The sequence below is a fragment of the Micromonospora sp. NPDC048843 genome (assembly GCF_040649965.1).
Classification (GTDB): domain Bacteria; phylum Actinomycetota; class Actinomycetes; order Mycobacteriales; family Micromonosporaceae; genus Micromonospora; species Micromonospora hortensis.
Genome location: NZ_JBEZGJ010000037.1, coordinates 13967 through 32419 on the forward strand (window position 1 = coordinate 13967; position 18453 = coordinate 32419).

Genomic DNA, 18453 nt, shown 5'->3' on the forward strand with positions numbered 1-18453 from the left:
CCAGACGGATACCGGGGACGTCCAGCAAGGCTCGGTATCCTGCCGACGCGCCTGCCGTCATCCGAGCCCACGCCCGGGGCCGAGAAGATCAACCGGCGAGCGGCTTCGGGTCCGGCGGCTTCCAGACGTACGGCCACCAGCTCGAGCATCTAGGACGACCCCATCTCTCCCACCGCGCTGCCGGCCCGGGCCCGACCAATCGGCACCAAGACAACCAAGCTCACGACTTTTGTTCAATTGCCGTGGCAGCACGACCCCCGGCGGTGGAGCGTGGCGGGGTCTACGCCGACGACAGACCACCGTCCCTTGCGGCATCTGCCGGTCCAGCCGACCGTCATCGCAGAGGTCGAGGTCGACGTGGCCAACAAGCATGGCCGGTGGCGGCACTACAGCTGGTATGCGCGCACCAGAGGGGAGTTGCCGCCTGCTGAGCTGCCGCCGTGGTCACCGAACGGCTCGCCGTGGTCGGCTTACGAGGGCGATTGAACCTCTGTGGAAAAGGGGAGCCGGGGCGCGCCGTACCCGCGCGAGGGCTCGTGGGCCCGGGGTGATCCTGGGCGTTGCCCCGGCTCCCGGCCTACGTCCCGTGTTCCGCTTCGGGTTCGGGTGATGCGGTGAAGGCGCGGTCCTCGTCGTAGGTGCTGCCGGTGCGCAGGCAGTAATGCAAGCTTCCGAGGAGGCGAGCGTAGACCCGTCGCAACGCGGCGGGGTGGTGATCGCCGGCGGCGCGGCGGCGGTCGTAGAGCGCTCGGGCCCCGGGGGAGCGGGTGAGGGTGGCAAAGGCCCATAGGTGGCCGGTTTCGGCGAGGATCGGGTTGGCTTTGCGGCGGTGGCTGACCCTGTGGGAGGTGCCGCTGGCCCAGGTGATCGGGCTTGCCGCGCAGAATGCGCGCAGGTTGCGTGGGGTAGGGAATCGGTGCGGGTCGTCGCCGAGTTCGGCCAGCAGTCGCGCGGCCAGTAGCGGCCCCATTCCCGGGAACGAACGATATATCGGTGTCTGTGGGTGCTGTTCGGCCAGCGCGTCGATGTGTGTCCACAGGGTGTGCGCTGAGGCGATGGTGGCGTCGAGCTGGGTGAGTAGCGCGGCGGCGTGACGTCCCATCGCGTCTTCTACCTCGGCTGGTTGCCGGAGTGCGCGGGCGTGGAACAGTTCGTGGAGGCGGGTCGCCTCGGCGGTGATGAGGCGGGTGCGTCCGGCGGAGGTCAGCAGCGCCTCCAGCCGACGTCTGGTGAGTCGAGTGGCTCGTGTGGGGGTGGGGGCGGCGGTCAGGATGAGGCGGGCTTCCGGTCTGGTCAGCCCTCCGGGTAGGTGCGCCCAGGCGGTCGCCGCAGCTGGGTAGTAGTCGCGTAGCACTGACCGGAGTCGGCGGGCGAGCAGACCGGCGGTGTGTGTCGCCTGTCGGTGCGCGCGGGTCGCCTCTCGCAGGGCGCTGGCTTGCGGCGAGGACGACGGTGCGGGGCGGTGGGCGTCGCCGTCGACCCGCAGAATGTGCGCGAGTAGGCGGGCGTCGCCCCGGTCTGATTTTTTGCGCTGTGGGGCGAGGCGGCTGCGGTAGTTGGCTACCTGGGTCGGGTTGAGCACGACGACGGGTTGGCCGGCCTTGCGGAGGCCGGCGACCATTAGCCCGCGACTGGTCTCTATCCCGACTGGGATCGAACGTCGGCTGCGTTTCACCGCGGTAAGTGCGGCTAGGAGTTGAGTCAGCCCGCTGGCGTCGTCTGTCACGCGCGTGTGGCTGATGAGCTGGCCGTCGGCGTCGACCACGGCCATGTCGTGGTGGCTCTCGCCCCAGTCCAGGCCCGCGTAGTAGTTCATGGTCGTCCCGTTCGAGGGAATGGGTTGTGGTGCTGGTCGGGCGCACGGTCTCGCTTGAGGGCTCGGCGGCCCAGGATCGCAATGGGCATCACCCGACCAGCCGGTGTCCGAAGATCACAGGAATGGACACTAGACCGGCTTGCGGCAAAGATCGAGTCACGCCGGCCGTCTCGGCCTCCGTCCGATCACGGGCGGCATGACCGGTCCGTGCGTCTCAGCAGCCCGCAGCGGGCCAGAAGATCTTTGTGCAGTCTCGGGACCAGGTGAACTGGAGGCCTCGCGGGGCGGGTGGGGAACCGCCTGGGGCTGGTGTACGTCTCACCCTGTGGTGGTTCGTTTTATCCGTAGTGTCCGTCTGGCGGTATGTGCCGCCGAAGGAGGTCGACGATGCCTCGCCGTGTTCCCGCGCTGCTCACTCTGACGCTGCTGGCCCTTCCTGCGGCCTGCGCCTCACCGTCCGCGTCCGCCGTGCCGAGCGTGCCGAACGCTGAGCAGTCGTACTGGCCGGCCCAGGATGCGCTCAGCGACGCCGCCGAAGCTGTGGATGGCGTCGGCGAGCGCTGGCCAGACGTGTACGCGGACGTGAGCCTCGATGTTCCCGCTGGCGTACTGCTGGTGCACCGCATACCTTCTGCCGGCTTCGACGAGGCGGTGCGCCAACTCGGTCTGCACGTCACGGTGCGTTTCGTGGATGCTCAGCATTCCGCCCGGGCACTCGACCGGTGGGTCGAGCAGATCGCTGCCGACATGGATTACTGGCGGCAGCGGGGTGTGGCCGTGTACGAGGTGGGACCGACGATCGGGAAGTGCGTCAACGTTGGCGTCGGTGACCCACAACGCGACGCCGCCGCGGTCACCGCGCACTACCCGGGCGTGCCGCTGTGCGTCGAGCAGGGCGCACCAGCGGTGCCGCTCACCGCCGACTAGCCCCATCCACGATGAAACCGGCTGGCTGGGCAACTGCGGATCCGTACCTCAGTCCGCCTCTCCGCCAGATGGAGGGCCTACGGACAGCGGCGGCCTGCGCGCCGCAGAGTCCACTGACCACCTGGTTCGTCGAGACGTCGTGGCCGACCGGCAAGGCGATAGAGCCGATCGGCCTGCCTGGCGATCGCCGCGCCGCTCGTCAGACAACGGGCGCTGTCGCACTCGCACCCTACGGTGACGGCCATGGATGCAACCGGAGATGAGGGGCCACGCCCGCGGAGCGCGGCACTGATCCGTGAGCATGGCGGAGCGCGGACGCGAACCGTTGACGATCACATGTTCACCGTCGGGCAGTCGTCGATGCGGCTGCAGCTGTTCACCGCGCCAGATCGGCGGCCGGTGGCGATAGCGACTCAGACTGATCGAGAGGGCGCGTCGCTAATGAACCGGGCGGAGCGGTTCGTGGAGGCGGTGTGGCAGCGGCACTGCCCGGGCGAGCCGGAACCGCCGATCTTCATAGCCCATCAGCTGCTGACGGGCAAGGATCTCGGGTTTTGCCACTTCGGGTTCGCCGTGGCGGGACCGTTCGCGGTGGTCAGTCCGCCGAGGTGGGGACCGCGGCTGACCGAGGACGAGCTGGCGCATCTGGTCGGCGGCCCGGTCGATGTGAGACGCGGGGGTGGCTTTGTCGCCTCGGACGCCCCGGTGGAACCACGGATGAGATTTGAGGTCGCGGCCGTGATCGGACTGCCGCGGCCAGACCTGCACGGCGAGCCGGCGTGCATGCCGGCCGGAACGACCTGGTCGTGGCGCCTGGTCCGGCAGGTGATGCCACGCCGCAGACTTCGGAACTGCTGCTGGTACCACAGCGTAGATTGGGCTGCCGCGTCAGATGCGGCCGTCACCGCGTTGGCACGAGCAGACAGCGAAGCGCTCGAGCGCGTGCCCACCGATGATCCTGAGGACGCACGGATGTTCGCTGCCGTAACCACACTGCGCACCCAAAGCCTCGACAGCCGGGTTTTGAAGGCTGCGGAGACGTTGTTCCTCGAACCGATCCAGCCCGAAGTGCCCGGTGCTGTCGTGCCGTACATCAACGGCCGACACCGGGCTGACGCGATGCTCGACGCTGGCGTACGCCACACCGTCATCGGCCGCTGGAGCGACCCAGGCGCCGACCAGTGAGCAGCGGCGCGTACCGCGATGCGGCGATCCGGGATCTCATCGCAGCGGCCGATCAGGTTGCTTGGGTATCCGGGCGCGAGCCGTGGCGCGAGTTCCTGCTCGGGCTGACCCGCGGCCGGTGGCCGCGACGCCACGGCTGGCCGGTCGTCCCCCGCCTGTCCATGCCGTGGCAGGACACCGTCTCCGCGGAGCGGCCCGGCTGGCGGATGCGGGCGGCGAATCTGCGCTACGACGACGGCGACGGCCCCGACCGTGACGAGTTCGCCTTCGCAGTCGACTACCAGCTGTGCCACCGGTGCGAAATCGGCTGGGTAGAGCAGCCCTACACCCTGCCGGCCTATCAACGGCGCGGCCTCGCCGCTGCGGGCCTAGCGGCGCTGCGCGCGGAGAACCCGGGGTTTACCTGGCACACCCTGGGCTGCCACATCGACGGCTCATCCGCGTTCTGGGACAGCGTCGGCATCGGCGTCGCCGGCGGCTACCGGCGCTCCAGCGTGTGCGAGCACGTGACAGCGGGCGGCTGACGGGGACACCTCCCCTCGACCGACAATAAGGTTGGCGCCTCGCTTTGCCGCTTCGGTTGTCTCCGCGCTGCGTCCGCCGTAGACGTCAGCTCCGCCGGCACAGTCAGCTGCAGTGACCTCGCACCGACCCTGGCTGGGTAACCTGCCTGTCGCTCGCAACGGCCAGGAGATGTAGGACGGTCCGGTGGGCGGCGGGGGCGAGAGGCCGCCGGCTCCGTATCCGAGCCTCGGCCCGTTGCAGCAAGGCACCGGTGATGCCGCCGGCATCGGCGTGGCAGGCGCTGGAGCCCTACCGGCTGGAGGTTCCCCTCGGGGCATGGGTGCATGCGTCTGCGCCGGGACCGGGCTGCTGCGACACAACGGAGCGTTCCCGGATCCTCGATCGGCGGTAGGCCGCCCACTCACTGGTCCAGGTCGTAAGGTCGTGCACCCACACCTGGGAGCTCTTCTCGGCTTTGCCTGCCCACTTCGCGGCGTTGCGGATCGCGAAATCGTCTATGGCGTCGCGATCAGTCGCAGCCCACGCCGGAAGTTGCGCCACCCAGCGTTCTGCCTGGCCGGCGGTGTGGCCGCAGCCGATTAGCCACTGGATCAGCAGTGCCAGTTCCACCCAAGGCGCTGCCTTGGTCGCGAACGCCCAGTCGACGATGCGCAGGCCGCTGCTGGTCAGGATCAGGTTGGTCGGGTTGAGGTCAGAGTGCACGAGCCCTTCGCCGACCATCAGCGGATGCGCGAACCCGAGCCGGCCCGCCGGGTCGTACCAGGTGCCGTTCGGCGCGCGGGTGTTCTGTAGGTCCTTGAGCGTCGCGGCGAGGAGGTCGAGATCGGGGCTGGCGGGGGACAGGTCGGGGTGCGGGCCAGCAAGGTGCTCGGTCGCCACCACCAACCAGTCGTCGGTCTCGAAGTGCCAGAGGACCGCCGGCGGGTACCGGTCGATGGCCGTGGTCGCCGCCAGCTCGTGGCGCAGTGATCGGACGCTGAGGTCTCCCGCGGCCGCCTTGATGAAGACCTTCGCGGTTGGTCCGGTGACTGTCGCGGCGATGTCCGCGTGGTCACCGTTGGAGGCCGGGGTGACGTCGAAGGGCTTACCGACCCGTTCGGCGATCGCAGCGGTGATGTTGTCGGGCAGATCGGTCCAGGCACCACGCATTGATCATCTTTCTCCGGTCCGATGCTGGGGTGAGTTGAGCTCTGGGGCAGCCGAACCGTGCCCCGCCGTTTCAAGCGCTAATCCCCAGTGGCCCTCCGCGGACTCCCGTTGGCCGCGTCCGGGCAAATCCGCGCGCCTCAATGTCGGCACTCGGGCCGACGACGCCGGGGCGGCTGTCGATCCGGCCGCGAGCCTCTGAGGCGGTGGCTGTCACCGGTGGTGATGACGCCGGCTTGACGTGTGCCATCGAGGTCAAGCGCCCGGCAGCACAGACGTCTCAGCATCCACATGGCGAGCTGAGCGCGCCGTTCATTGGCCTCGCGTTCGACCTGCTGCCTCCGGAGCAACAGGACGTTCACCCGGTCTCGTTGTCGATTAGACCGAAGCGGCCGTGATGTGGGTCTCGGGTGAAGCGTGCAGCGATATGAGGCTCGGCGATCGGGGGCGGGGTGTTGTCGACGATAACGATCTGAGCGCCTCGGCCCGGACCATCCAGCCAGGAAATGACGTGCTGGTAGAAGCGTTCGACGAGGTGAACGTCCGCAAACTCCTCGTCGTCGGCTGCAGCCTTGCCGCCGAGGTTCTTCTGAGGAGTATCGATGAGCAGGAAGCCGGGATGGTGGGCCCCCGTCTCGTAGCCGACCTCGAATATCGCCAAAACCCAGGCAAGGCTCTGCAGGACCTGACCACCGCTGGAGGCGGAGGTGAATGGTCGCATCCGCGCGGAGGGCACAAGCTTGGCGTCAATGGCCCCGGTGTTGTTGTGCTTGGGGTAGCCGACCTCATTGAGGATCTGCCGGAACCGAGCACTTAGCGCTGTGATCACCGCGTCGCGGTCCGGCCGATCAGACTGGTTTCGGCTCTCCCGGCGCAGTCCGGCGAGCTCACCGGCCATCTGTTCGGCCCGCCGCCGACGCAACTGCAAACTGCGCCACTGCTTCAAAGCGGCTGTGGCGCGGTCGCGGCGTACAAGCACAGCTTGCCTCTGAACGGCGAGGTCTTCGCGAGCGGCGACATATGGGGTGACAGTGCCAGACGCGCCGCGGTCTACCTGGGCGGCCAGTTCGGCCTCTGTGGTAGATGCTTGGTCGCAAGCCTGACGGAGGGTGGGAAGGCTGTCGGCCAGCTCCCGCCAGTAGTCATTGAGTTCCTTGAAGCGGCTACGGGTGCTGGCAAGTTCGGCGCTGATAGCTTCATGAGCACTGCCGTCGCCGGGCAACGATTCGTCGAGCTCGTGGTCGTGGTCGCCCAACTGATGTCCGTCGGCGTTTTGCTCGTCGACAGGTTGAGCGAGACCGGCCACGGCGATTTCCCGCAGCGCTGCGGCTGCGCCGAGGCTTGTCGCCGTGACGGCGGCGGGCAGGGCCTGCTCGCACAAGGTGCAGGTCGAGCCACGCACTGTGGGCGGTGTTGGCAGCGTGTTGAGGCAGGCGGGGCACACCGTCACTGAGAGATGATCGAAAACCGAGCCTGCCTGCTTGAGCAGAGTCAACTTGCGGATGTCGTCGCTGTATTGAGCGCGCAGGCTGGCGTAACGGCTGACTAGCGCCTCCCGGTCGCGCAACCGCTGACGGGCACGCACCGTGGCGTGGGCAGCGCGTTGGTGGCGGTTGCGCAGGCCCGCCGTAGCCTCGGCCGAGGTCGCCTCCTGCTGGTCTAGACGGTGCACCGCATCGCGGATGGCTGCGAGCTGCCCTTCAGCATCCTCGAGAACCTCCTGTAGCTGTTCGCGCGGAGTGGCGTCTTGCTCGCGGATGAACTGTTCGAGCGAAGCCAGCTCGTTGCGTGCGGAGGCGAGGTCATCGTTAAGATTTTTGATCCGGCTAGCCAAATCCGCGCCGTCATTGGCATGGACCCCGAAGACCGCGTCGACGACTTGCAGCAGTTTACGGTTCTTGTCTCGGTTGCCTTCGAAGAGCAGTTGGGCGCTTCCGACGCGCTCGTTGAGTAGCATGCACAGCCACATGAGGTCGCGGAAGCTCAGTACATGAGTCGCAGACTCCTGTTGGGTAGGCGCCACCCGTAACAGGACGTCTTGCAGGTCGACCGTGGACAGCAGCAGCCGTGACAAGCTTGCCGGATCCGACGGAGGGTCGATGGGATGCGGCTGTGGCACGGTGTCGCCCGCGCGGTCGAGAGGCTGGTCGAACACCAGCGCGATCTTCGACTCAATGCCCCGCTCGAAGGTCATCGGGCCGTCTGCTGTGATGGTCTCCAAGACCGCCGCGCGAACCTGTCGCACGATCTCCTCGTGATCGGGGTATGAGGAAGCGCCAAGGGCATACGCGATTAGCTGCAGCACGCTGGTCTTACCGGTGTTAGTCGGTCCGGCAATGACACTCAACGGCCGGAAGCTGCCGTCGTTGGTGCGTAGGTCAACCTCGTATGGGCGGGTGACGCCGGCAAGACGCAGCCGCAGCAGCCGAATGCCCCGATTCAGCTCCTGCGCTGCACTTGACGGGTTACTCATCGCTGGACTCCTCGCGCGTGCTGGTGTGACGGTTCGAGTCAGTGCCGGAGGGCTCGCCGGCTTCTTCGGCTGCCGTGGCTCCGTAGAGGTCGAGGATGAGCGCCGGTTCGCGTAGCCATTGGCGGGCTTGTCGAGCCAGCGCGGTGTCATTGCGGAAGCGCGCCAACCGACGCACGACCAGCCGCACGGCGGTCATGTACTGCTCTGCGTACAGAGCAGTCATCTGCTCAGCCGTCGACAGTCCACGCGGCGTCAGGCACCAACCGCCGGGCTTCAAGGTAGCGAGGTCGTAAGCGACCAGCAGAGCTATGTCGTGCTGAAGACGGCGGCGACGGTTCGCGAAACGCTGGCCGCTAGAGGTATAGGACAGCTGCCGCTCGTCAAATCCGGCCATGTGCAATTGGGCCCGCACCTGCGTTTCGTCTTCACCGATTACCAGGAAGGGATTGGCCGAGAAGAACTCGTAGTAGCCGAGGCGTTCTAAGCCCAAGCCGGTGTCCTCCGGTGAGGCCACGATCCGCATCAGTAGCAGCAACTGAGTCAGCCGGAACAGCACGTGATCTTCAGGTGCCACCGGAAGCCGACCGCCGGATGATTGCGTAGGCAGGCTGTTGGCGGTCATAACTGAACCGCCAACGTGGTAGAGGACGACGGGTCGTTGACCTGGCACTGCTCGGTGTGCTCGGCCGCAACGTGCCGCCAGCTAGCCACCCAACCAGCCCGGCCCGTCTCGACTACCCGGTGCATCATGCCGGTGTGATGGACCGTGCGTGTCGGCAGCGGACCGGGTGACGGCAGCCGGCGCACGTCCTGCATTACGGTAGCGAATAGCGTTCGTGCTGCCGTCTCTGCATCGACGCCTGCCTGGCTGGGCGGCATGCCAACGTATTGTTCCCACAGCTCCCAGACGGTGTAGTCCAGCTCGAGCAGCGCCTGCCGCTCCTCCGGCACTCCGCGGTTGACCACGTCACGGGCTAGCACCTCGGCGTTGAAAAACGCCACCTTCTGCGCGTCGACCTCCAACAGACCAGCCGCGGCCAACTGCTTGACGAACAACGCCCCTTCGTAGGTCTCTTGCACCGGCAAAGCGACGATATCGGCCATCTGCGGCTGCGCGATCCAAACCCGGGCAGGACCGTAGAACTGGTCACACACGTGCGCGGCGTCGGGCGTCATCAGCTTTCCGCGCAGCCGGGGAGCATCCCAGAGGTCGAACACCAGACCAGGGAACTCCTTCGCCCACGCTTTACAGCGCCTATCCCACCACTGCCGCTCCGGCGGGTCGAGATCGCACGGGACGCACAGAGTCCACGACTCAACCGTGTACCCGTTGGCGCTGGCATTTGTCATGGCCGACACCAGCGACTCGCGCACCTGGTCTTTCTGGGACTTGTCGATACCATCGGCGAAGTACTTCGACTGCCAAATATTGACCCTGTCGACCAAGCTCCCTACGAACGTGTCGATGCCCCAATCACCCGGGTTAGGCCGCATCTCAGTCGCGGTAGGGTATTCCACCTGGATCAGCGCGGTCAGCATCCGGTGGAAGTCCACGCGCGCCGCGTCGTCGCTGCCCAGACGGAATCGGTGCTCTCGGAAATCCAACCGGGAGGCGAGAGTCACCGAACGCATCCTTCCTGGCGATCCGTTATCTCGACACGACCGACACGAAACGTAGTCGCTTGAGGTGCCATCTGTAGCGGCAGCGACATGCTCTCACGCGCCGCCACACAGGTCACCCCCCACCAAGGACGAATCGTCCGGCCGTCCGCCTCGGAAAACATGCCTGGGGCGAGCCTCGCAACGGCCATGACGCGCAGACAGTCAGGCATAACCGCCTCCGGCGAGCTCAGGCGACTGGCCGACGCGGCAGGCATCCGCTCGCCCGGGATGAAGCCTTCGTCCCCACACGTCTCTGCCGCGGATCTGCGCGTCCGGAGTTCTGCGGTGCCGAACGCGGATCGGGTGACAGGGGCACGAACCTGCGCCACCTCATCGCTCAGTTTGTGCAGGTCGCGGTCCCGATAGCCGCAGCTTGGATGGGTCGCGGAGCTCTTCGACGGGCGCAGGTATATCTCTAGCCGGGGGCACCAAAAAGAACTGCGCCGCACCTGGCCGCGTGCTGGTGGTGCAGACAACCTACCCACTGCCGCCCAGCCGACAGGGCTGATGGGCGCCTCCGGACGATCACGACCGATGTGAGGACGGCCTTCGCTGGCGTCCTCACATCGGTCGTTCCCGTAGGTGTCGGCGTACCGGCTCCAGCGCAGAGCCAGGAACGGCTTGAGACGCAGCGCCGCATCGGAGTCAGCTAGCCTCCCGCTGATTGGCGGCCGGACACGCGTGGAACAGACTGACGGCCCCGGTAAGTGACGCTGCGTGACACGCGGCCGTCCAACGAAGCGGGGCTCGGCTTCCGGATCTGCCGATGTGCGGGCAGGCACTCGTCCGAGACAGCACTGCCGACTGGACGGTGGTCCGTGCACCGGTACTCACCAACGGACCGCGCACCGGCCGCTACCACACGGGAACCGACCTCCGGCTATCCTTCACCGCCAAGGTCTCCCGCGCCGACCTCGCGGAGTTCATGCTCACCGAACTTCACGACAATGCCTACCTGCATCGAGCCGTGGCCATCACCTCGTGAAAGCCGTCGCCGTCAACCCAGCCGCCGTGCGGGTGGGGGCCGAGTGGGACCGTCAGAGTCAACATTCGTAGCCCGACAGATCGGCGCAGAAGGCACCGCCGAGGCCATGGTGAACCGCGCGTAGGCGATAGAATTCGCTACCCTGGTTTGGTGATCGTGTGGGTGTGCTCCTTTCCCCGGTCAGGTAACACCTTCCTTCGGATCGTCCTCAATCGGCTCTACGGCGTAAGGACATCCGTCGTCTATGACGTCGATGGCGTGGCCGAGCGTCTGGGTTCCGATCTGGTCGGCTTCACCGAACGCCCTGCAGCGATTGAAGCCATGCGTGACTCGACAGAGGTTCACTTCGTCAAGACGCACCGACAGCGCGACGACCAGGTCGATGAAGCGGACAAGGCCGTCTGTCTCGTCCGGGACGGGCGCGATGCGCTCGTCTCGTGGGCGCGCCTGGCCAGCGAGGCAGACGCTGCACGATTCGAGAGCGAGCTGCACGCCATGATTACCCGACGGGGCGAGGTCGGAACCGGCAGTTGGGGACGCAATGTGCTGAGCTGGCTGCTGCCGTCGGCACCTCACCGAGTGGTGCTGAGGTACGAAGAACTTGCTCAGAAGCCGAGAGCTGCTGTGGAACGGGTCATCCACACGTTGACGCCCCAGCTCCGACCCGACGCGGGCGCCCAGATCCCGTCGTTCACCGAGCTGCAACAGGCCGATGACCGCTTTTTCCGTAGAGGGCTCACCAACACCCATCGCGACGAACTGCCCGACGAGCTACACCAGCTCTTCTGGGCCCAACCCGACAACGTGGCCGCGATGCAGCTACTCGGCTACGGGACGAGGGTGGACGGTTCGCAGCGAACGTGAGCGTCGCGCGGAGTCGAGCATCATGGGGCTGAGCGTCCTGGCGGCGATCGCGGGTGGTCAGGTGAGGACTCGAACTCGGGGCCAGCGGTGGGCGGGGCGTTGCCGCGCTAGTCGTTGCGCGGATACGACCTGGCTGACTCGAGTCGGGTTGCGTTGCCAGATGCCGTCGAGAAGGTCATCGAGTCCGTGTGGTGCGCAGACAGCGATGCGCCCGTCGGCGTCGAGACGGATCGCGACGGCGGTGGCGTATTCGGGCCAGGTCGCGACCGCGTCGGCGATGCTTCGCAGCGCGGGGACGGGGTCGCCTCCGAATCGGGCGGGGTACCAGGTGTGCAAGGCGGCCTGGTTCTTCGCCTCCCACGGCGCTCCGGGCCACATCGTCGTCAGGCGTTCGGTGGCGTACTCGTCGTTGGCTCGGGTCAGGTCGGTGGGGTCGAAGAATGCCACGTCGATGTCCCGGGCTCGGGAGAAGTCGAATCCGTGCCCGTAGCGTTGGTCCCACACCAGGTCCCTGAGGACACCAGCGCCGATCCAGGCGTCCGGTAGGCCCGAGTCCCGCACGGTGCGCAGCGCCCGTATCAGCGGCTGACGCGCGCCAACCAGACCGCGTAACTCGTCATCGCGCATGCCCCATTCACCTCCGTCAGGTCCAGGTTGATCGAGGTCGGGTCAGCTGCAGGGGTGCGGCACCCAGTTGGCCGTGGGCAGTCGTGGCTGCGTGCTGGCTTGGACGTCTCCAGGCAGCTCCGCGGCGTCTGGATGCGGCGCGGTGTTGGTGTGCTGCTGGTGGAGGCGGTGTGCGAGGTAGTCGCTCAGCGAGGTTGCGTGTGGCACGTCGGGGTCGGTGGTGGCTCCGGAGGGGGTGTAGTGGGTGTGCCGTAGTGGGGCCACGATCTCGGGTAGGGGCGCGCCGGCTTGCAGCGCGGTGGTGAGCGCTGTGGACAGGGCTTCGGTTAGGCCGGCCAGGGTGGAGCCGTGTTTGCCGACGCGCAGATCGACGTGGGTGAGCTGACCGGACGAGGTGGCCGTGGTGAGGCGACCCGTGGTGCCGTCCAGTACGAAATCGGTCGTGGTGCCGGTGTAGCGGCGGGGTGCCCGCCGCTGCGGGTTGTCATCGTTCATTCTGCGTTCTCCCTGGGTGTGGTGGCGGTGGCCGTGACGGCGGTGGGTAGGCGGGTGCTCCCGCTACTGGAACGACGTCCCGGTAGGCGACGTCCGCTGGGCGGGTTGGCGGCAGGAGGGCTGTTCGGGGTTGTCTTCCATGGCAGGAACGCGGCGCTGGTGAGGGTGAGGGCGGCGGTTGCCGTGAGGGCGGTGCGGGGGCCGGTGGCGGCGGCGAGGATGCCGGCGGCGGCGATGACGATGGGTTGGGTGAGTTTGCTGGTGATGGACCAGGCGGTCAGGACGCGGGACAGGCAGTGCTCGCTGGTGTGGTTCATGCGGTAGGCGGCGAAGGTGGGATTGAACGTTCCCGCCATGAACAGCAGGAGGGTGTCGGCGAGGGTGATGATGATCAGTCCCGGTGTGCCGGGCGGGGCGAGGGGGATGAATCCCATCCAGAGTGTGCGGGCGACGCCGGTGGTGAGCAGGACCCTGCGCAGGCCGTATCGGGTGGTGAGGGGCCCGGCGGTGAGGGAGCCGAGGATGCCGCCGAGGCAGGGCAGTCCGAGGGCCAGGCCGTACTGCCAGGGCGCCAGGTGTAGGTCGCGGAGCATGAACACCGCGATGATGGGCGTGCTGGCCGTGATGGCGCCGCCGAAGATGATGGCGTTGACGAACAGGGCTCGCAGGCCAGGGTGGTGAAGGATGTGCCGCCATCCTTCGATGGCTTCCCGGCCCCGGCTCGGGGCGGGTTGCCGCGTTGGTGGCGGCGGTTCAGGGCTGCGCAGGCGGCGGATCCCGAGCGCGGACATCAAGAAACTCGCGGCGTCGACGGTGATGGACGCGGTAGCGCCGAGCCAGGACACGAGGACACCGCCGATGGGTGAGCCGAGGCTGTTCGCCGTCCACTGGGAGGTCTCGAATCGGCTGTTCGCGGTGACACGTTGATCGACGGTGACCAGGTGCTTCAGGTGTGCGCCGCTGGCAGCGCTGAACACGATGGTGCCGGCGGTCTGCACGACGGCGACGACGCACAGCTGTTCGTACGTCAGGGCGCCCAGCGCGGCGGCGATGGGGACGCTGGTCAGGGCCGCGCAGCGCAGCAGGTCGGCGCCGATCATCACGGGCCGTTTGCGCCGGAACTCGATCCAGGGACCCAGAGGTAAGACGATGACCGCCGAGGCGAGGCCGGAGATCACCGCGAGCAGGGAGATCTGCAGAGTCGATGAGTCCAGCAGCAGGATCGCGACCAGCGGCAGCGCGCCTGCCCCGACGGCGGATCCGAGGTGGCTGACCGAGTAGGCGCCCCACAGTCGGTGGAAGTCGCGGCTCAGCGGGGAGGGTGCCTGTGAGCCGCCCACAGGGCTGCGTTGGACCGGCGCGCCGGCGGTCGTCCGGTTCAAGCCCATCGCATCAGCGCTTGAACGTCGTGGCGTGCCTGGTGCTGTAGCTGTCGCAGGTAGGCGAGCCGGGACGTGGTCGAGTCGCCTGCTGGCAGCACGGTGTGCAGGCGGATCTCTCGGCAGGTCAGCAGGAGCAGGTTGACGTAGTAGGTGGTGATGATGTCGGCGGTTCGGACGCGTTCGGCGATTGCGGCAGTGAGGGTCGGGCTGCCTGCGGCGCCGATGATGTGCAGTAGCGCGAGGTCGTAGCCGGGTAGGTAGCTGCCGGTGTGCTCGAAGTCGATGAGGGCGCAGTGCCCGTGGTCGAGGAGCAGGTTGGCGGGTAGGGGGTCGCCGTGTGCGGTGACCCGATGCGGGCCGAGTTGGTCGACGAGGGTGTGGAGGGCGTGCTGGTCGGCGTCGTCGAGGAGCCGGGCGGCGTGTTCGGCGTCGATCCGGCCGTGGTAGTCGACAAGTTGCGGCAGTGGCGGTGCTGGCGTCCAGGCGGCGAGGGTGTCGAGGGTGTTCAGGACCAGCTGTGCGGTGGCCGGGCTGACGTCGCGAGTCAGGTGGCGTTGGTCGTCCAGGCGCTGTCCAGGTAGCTGCGTCAGGACGGTCAGGTGGGCATCGGCGTACAGGACCTGCGGCACGCGCACGGGGGGCGGCTGATCGGTGAACAGCTCGTACATGCGCAGCTCGTGCTGGCGCCGGCCTACCCAGTACGGGTCGTCGGTGGTCAACAGCTTCACGATCACCGGTTGGCCGTCGCGGCGGCCGGTGGCGACGACGGCCTTGTCGGTACGGTGCACCACCCGGCCGGTACCCACCCCTGCGGCAGCGGCACGGGCGACCAGCGCCGCGAACACGTCATCCGCCCCGTCCGCCACGAGACCGGCACTGCCTGCGCTGGCTGTCGGGGATGAAGTCATGGGACTGCCGGGAGCAGGTCGTCGTCGCGGCCGGTCAACGGCAGGCCGGCGGTGGTGGCGATGCGCTCGATCGCTTGCTCCAGGGTGGTGGTCTCCGGCAGGACGAGTTCGTCGGGCCAGCCGAGGACGTCGCGCGGGGCGTACACGCCGAGCATCGTGTCGGCAGTGAACTCCTGCGCCTCGGGACGGGTCTGGTGTCGGCGCAGAGTCTCCGGCCACGACACGTCGAGGTACACGAACAGGGTTCGGCCTCGGTGCGCGTCGCGCAGCTCGGTGAGCATGCTCCGGTACCGGGTGGTGTGCATGATCCCTTCCAGGATCACGTGGTAGCCGTGATCAAGACAGAAACGGACGTTCTGCGCGATGAGCGTGGGCGCGAGACCACCTGGCCTGTCACGTTCCCTCAGAAGGATCCGCCTAATATGATCTTGGCTGACGAGGGCGCAGCCGCGGCCGTGCCGGCGCCGCAACGCCGTAGCGATGGTGCTCTTCCCGGAGTCGGAGTTCCCCCGAAGGCAGATCAAGATCGGCTCTGTGCTGCTCATCGGTCTGTCTCCGGCCAGGTGATCGCGGTCAGCGTGTGGCGGCGGGGCACGAGCAGCCGCAACCGTTCAGTGTCGGGCAGTCGCGTGCCGGCCGGGTGCACGGTGATGTCCGGGCCGGTGCCGGCCCGGAACTGCTGGTCCCAGGCCACTGTCAGTTCCATCAGATCGTTGGTCAGTCTGGTGGCGTGCGGACCGAAGCCGTGCCCGCCGAACTGCCACGTCGTCGTGTCGTAGCTGCGCATGGTCAGGTAGGCGAGGCTGTCACTGGTCAGCAGGGTGGGGCAGAAGAAACGGTCCTGTGGATCCAGCAGGCCGGCGGTGCGGTCCCGATCGACTCTGAGTACGCCGTACGGGCGAGGTTGACTGGCCAGCCACAGGTGCAGGCTCTCGATGCAGGTGCCCATGCTCATGTTCAGGGTCACCGGGAAGGACACCTCAACCCGTGGCCCATCAAGGGCAGCGCGGAGGGCCTCGGCGTTGGTGATGGTGTCGTCGTCAAGGGTGAGAACGGCGTCGTCGCCGCGCAGCGGTACCCGGCGGGCCGGGTCCCGGCCGTGGCCCTGCATCGCGACGAAGCCGCACTGCACGGACGCTGTCGCGGCCAGGTGGTCACCTGCCGACTGCAGGGTGAGGCAGCGGGTGTTGCCGCGCATCCGCAACGGCACCACCAGCCTGCCGGCTGGTGAGAGCTGGTCGGTCCACGCGGGCGGGAGGTCACTGGCCTCGACCGTGACGAGCACCGCGTCCCACAACCCGTCGGCAGGATGGCCGTGGACGCCATCGGCGTGGACCACCTCGACCTGCGGGTAGCCGGCCCGCGCCAGCGCCTCTCGCGCGTGGGTGACGACCTGCACGTCGATGTCGACGCTGACGACCGTTCCGGCCGGGCCGACGACCTCGGCGATCAGCGCCGCGTTGTACCCGCCTGAGCCGATTTCCAGGACCCGGGCGCCGGGCCTCAGCCCGGCGGTCTCCAGCATGTACGCCTGCAACCACGGCGCGGAGATCGAACTGGTCGCCCTTCCGTCCGAGCCGCGTCGGGTGACGACAACATCATTCGCGTACGCGCTCTCGATGCTGGTGCCGGCCGGAGCGAACAGGTGCCGCGGCACCGCGGTGAACGCCGCCGCCACCTCCGGTCGGGTAATCCAACCCTGACTGCGCAGCTGGTCGACCAACTGCCGGCGAGCGCCCTCCACCGCCAACGTCTCCGTCGTCCTGCCTCTGAGTGCCACGAGGACATCTCCTCCCTCGAACGAATATCAGGTGAGCAGCCGGCCGACCGCGAACGAGCACCGGCCGGCTGGGATGCGGCAAGTTGAGATCAGGAGACGGGCACGCCGTCTTCGAGGTAGCGGGTCGACCCGTCGGCACGGGCCTGAAGGCATTCGCTGACGCGCCGGGCCAGCAACGGCTGCAACCGCTGACGCGCCTGCGGCGGGGTAGACCACGCCCAACCCTTCAACTCGGCGGGCGGCACGACGATCCGCTGCGCCTGAACCGCGTCCAGGACACCGCCGTCGAAGACGAGCATCACACCGTCGGTGCGGCCCTCACGGGCCGGCACCCAGTCCACGACGAGCAGCCGACCCGGCGTCAGGCTCACGCCGAGCTCTTCGCGGCACTCCCGCCCCGCCGCCTGCCACGGCGACTCGCCGGCCTCAACACTGCCTCCGGGAATCTCCCAATCCGTTTGGTACGCCGGCTCCACCAGCAGAACCCGATCCTGCGAATCGGTGATCAACAAACCGGCCGCCATCCGCTTGCGCGGGAGACCAGCGGTGAATTCCTGGGGGTCGGAGGGCATGCGGGCCACCGTAGAACTCCGGGCAGTCGACACGCCCGCAGCGCCGCGCACCGACAATGTCGGCACATCCCGACACCAACTCCAACACCCACCGCCTTGACCGCGTTCGGCGACATCTGATGGTGCTACCTCGCCGCATGGTGCGCCGGCTGCCTGCCGGAACGTGTCACAGCGAGCCATTACGGTGATCGCTCACCGTGAGCGCTCAACCCGGGGGTGGTGGCCGATGGGCGACAGCGACGAGATCAGTGCCGCGCGCCGCGCGCTCGGCCGGCGCCTCGCGCACCTGCGCAAGGCTGCCGGACTCACGCAGCACGGCCTCGCCCCTCTCGTGCGGTACGCCCGCAGCTCCATCGCCAGCATCGAGACCGGTCGGCAGCACCCCGACCGGAGGTTCTGGAACCGCTGCGACACGATCCTGCGAACGGGCGGCGCGCTGACCGCCGAGTACGCCCGCATCATCGAGTTGGTCCTTCACCGTCAACGCGCCCACGCCACGCCGGCCGACACCGCGGCGGCCAGTGGTGACGTGCTGTGGGAGCCAGAGGAATGCATCAGCGCCCGCCGGTCGGCCCTGATAGGCGCCACAGCCGATGACGCCCGGCTGACGCGCCTGGAACTCGAGATCCAGCGGGCGATCACTGATACCGAGCGCGTCGCGCCGAGCACGCTGGTTGCCCGTCTGCGTCCGCTGAGGGCCTGCGTCGACGAGCTAATGGCCGCCATCCAACACCCACCGCAACGGGCTCGGCTCTACACGGCCGCCGCCCACCTGTCCGGACTGCTCGCCACTCTCGCCCTGGACCTGCGGGCCTTCCGGCTCGCGCGCGCGTACGCCGCCGAGGTGTCCGACCTGGCCGTCGCCGCTGAGCAGCCCGACATACTGGCCTGGGCCCACGCCACTCAAAACCTGATCGCCAATCACACCGGCGATCCACAGGAGGCCCTCACAGATGCGGCGGGCGGCCGGAGACAGGTCGGAGAAAGCCCACACCGTATCCGCGTGGTCATCAACGGGCTGCCACGGCATCCGCCCGCGTCGGCGATGGCAACGACGTCGACCGCGCCGTCGGAGGTGCCGTCGCTCTGACAGCAAGCAGCCGACA

At 67.8% G+C, this 18453-nt stretch carries 18 protein-coding genes; 6 read left to right on the plus strand and 12 right to left on the minus strand.

Annotated elements, in window-relative coordinates:
• Positions 1-577: 577 nt before the first annotated feature.
• Positions 578-1816, minus strand: a complete 1239-nt coding sequence (locus AB0C20_RS12010; RefSeq protein ID WP_357567911.1) for an IS110 family transposase — start codon at positions 1814-1816, stop codon at positions 578-580.
• A gap of 387 nt (positions 1817-2203) precedes the next feature.
• On the opposite strand from AB0C20_RS12010, the gene AB0C20_RS12015 reads away from it, so the two are divergent.
• From AB0C20_RS12015 to AB0C20_RS12025, 3 genes are all read left to right on the plus strand, one after another.
• Entirely contained in the window at positions 2204-2743 is a 540-nt protein-coding gene (locus tag AB0C20_RS12015; protein ID WP_357567913.1) for a hypothetical protein, read from the plus strand.
• A 243-nt stretch (positions 2744-2986) separates the two neighbouring features.
• A complete protein-coding gene (locus tag AB0C20_RS12020) occupies positions 2987-3928 on the plus strand; it encodes a hypothetical protein (protein WP_357567914.1) in 942 nt (313 codons plus the stop codon).
• Positions 3925-4452: a hypothetical protein gene (locus AB0C20_RS12025; protein ID WP_357567915.1), complete on the plus strand. Its 528-nt coding sequence runs from the start codon at positions 3925-3927 to the stop codon at positions 4450-4452. The genes AB0C20_RS12020 and AB0C20_RS12025 overlap by 4 nt, the downstream gene beginning before the upstream one ends.
• Positions 4453-4741: 289 nt before the next feature.
• Here the strand turns inward: AB0C20_RS12025 and AB0C20_RS12030 are convergent, their stop codons facing one another.
• The 4 genes from AB0C20_RS12030 to AB0C20_RS12045 form a co-directional block, all read right to left on the minus strand.
• Positions 4742-5602 (minus strand): phosphotransferase, encoded by an 861-nt coding sequence (locus AB0C20_RS12030; protein ID WP_357567917.1) that lies wholly within the window; start codon positions 5600-5602, stop codon positions 4742-4744.
• A gap of 355 nt (positions 5603-5957) precedes the next feature.
• Positions 5958-8072, minus strand: coding sequence for a DNA recombination protein RecN (locus AB0C20_RS12035; protein ID WP_357567918.1), 2115 nt, complete (start codon positions 8070-8072; stop codon positions 5958-5960).
• Positions 8065-8694: a hypothetical protein gene (locus tag AB0C20_RS12040; RefSeq protein ID WP_357567919.1), complete on the minus strand. Its 630-nt coding sequence runs from the start codon at positions 8692-8694 to the stop codon at positions 8065-8067. Before AB0C20_RS12040 ends, AB0C20_RS12035 begins: the two co-directional genes overlap by 8 nt.
• Complete coding sequence (locus AB0C20_RS12045; protein WP_357567920.1) at positions 8691-9695, minus strand: hypothetical protein; 1005 nt, start codon at positions 9693-9695, stop codon at positions 8691-8693. Before AB0C20_RS12045 ends, AB0C20_RS12040 begins: the two co-directional genes overlap by 4 nt.
• Before the next feature lie 805 nt (positions 9696-10500).
• Between AB0C20_RS12045 and AB0C20_RS12050 the strand changes: the two genes are divergently transcribed.
• Both AB0C20_RS12050 and AB0C20_RS12055 read left to right on the plus strand, forming a co-directional pair.
• Positions 10501-10719 carry an NAD(P)H-binding protein gene (locus AB0C20_RS12050; RefSeq protein ID WP_357567922.1) on the plus strand — a complete coding sequence of 73 codons (219 nt, stop codon included), beginning with the start codon at positions 10501-10503 and terminating at the stop codon, positions 10717-10719.
• Positions 10720-10869: 150 nt separating this feature from the next.
• Positions 10870-11583: a sulfotransferase domain-containing protein gene (locus AB0C20_RS12055; protein WP_357567923.1), complete on the plus strand. Its 714-nt coding sequence runs from the start codon at positions 10870-10872 to the stop codon at positions 11581-11583.
• Positions 11584-11640: 57 nt separating this feature from the next.
• On the opposite strand, the gene AB0C20_RS12060 is transcribed toward AB0C20_RS12055, so the two are convergent.
• The 7 genes from AB0C20_RS12060 to AB0C20_RS12090 all read right to left on the minus strand — a co-directional run bounded on the left by AB0C20_RS12060 (position 11641) and on the right by AB0C20_RS12090 (position 17347).
• Positions 11641-12210, minus strand: a complete 570-nt coding sequence (locus tag AB0C20_RS12060; RefSeq protein WP_357567925.1) for a nucleotidyltransferase family protein — start codon at positions 12208-12210, stop codon at positions 11641-11643.
• 42 nt (positions 12211-12252) lie between these two features.
• Positions 12253-12705: a hypothetical protein gene (locus AB0C20_RS12065; protein ID WP_357567926.1), complete on the minus strand. Its 453-nt coding sequence runs from the start codon at positions 12703-12705 to the stop codon at positions 12253-12255.
• A complete protein-coding gene (locus AB0C20_RS12070) occupies positions 12702-14087 on the minus strand; it encodes an MFS transporter (protein WP_357567927.1) in 1386 nt (461 codons plus the stop codon). Before AB0C20_RS12070 ends, AB0C20_RS12065 begins: the two co-directional genes overlap by 4 nt.
• A complete protein-coding gene (locus AB0C20_RS12075) occupies positions 14084-14953 on the minus strand; it encodes a phosphotransferase (RefSeq protein ID WP_357567928.1) in 870 nt (289 codons plus the stop codon). Before AB0C20_RS12075 ends, AB0C20_RS12070 begins: the two co-directional genes overlap by 4 nt.
• A gap of 38 nt (positions 14954-14991) precedes the next feature.
• Positions 14992-15540: a kinase gene (locus tag AB0C20_RS12080; protein WP_357567929.1), complete on the minus strand. Its 549-nt coding sequence runs from the start codon at positions 15538-15540 to the stop codon at positions 14992-14994.
• Positions 15537-16775 carry a methyltransferase, FxLD system gene (fxlM, locus tag AB0C20_RS12085; protein WP_357567930.1) on the minus strand — a complete coding sequence of 413 codons (1239 nt, stop codon included), beginning with the start codon at positions 16773-16775 and terminating at the stop codon, positions 15537-15539. Before fxlM ends, AB0C20_RS12080 begins: the two co-directional genes overlap by 4 nt.
• A gap of 89 nt (positions 16776-16864) precedes the next feature.
• Positions 16865-17347, minus strand: a complete 483-nt coding sequence (locus AB0C20_RS12090) for an NUDIX hydrolase (RefSeq protein WP_357567932.1) — start codon at positions 17345-17347, stop codon at positions 16865-16867.
• A 226-nt stretch (positions 17348-17573) separates the two neighbouring features.
• Between AB0C20_RS12090 and AB0C20_RS12095 the strand changes: the two genes are divergently transcribed.
• Complete coding sequence (locus AB0C20_RS12095) at positions 17574-18437, plus strand: helix-turn-helix transcriptional regulator (protein ID WP_357567933.1); 864 nt, start codon at positions 17574-17576, stop codon at positions 18435-18437.
• The last annotated feature ends 16 nt before the right edge of the window (positions 18438-18453 follow it).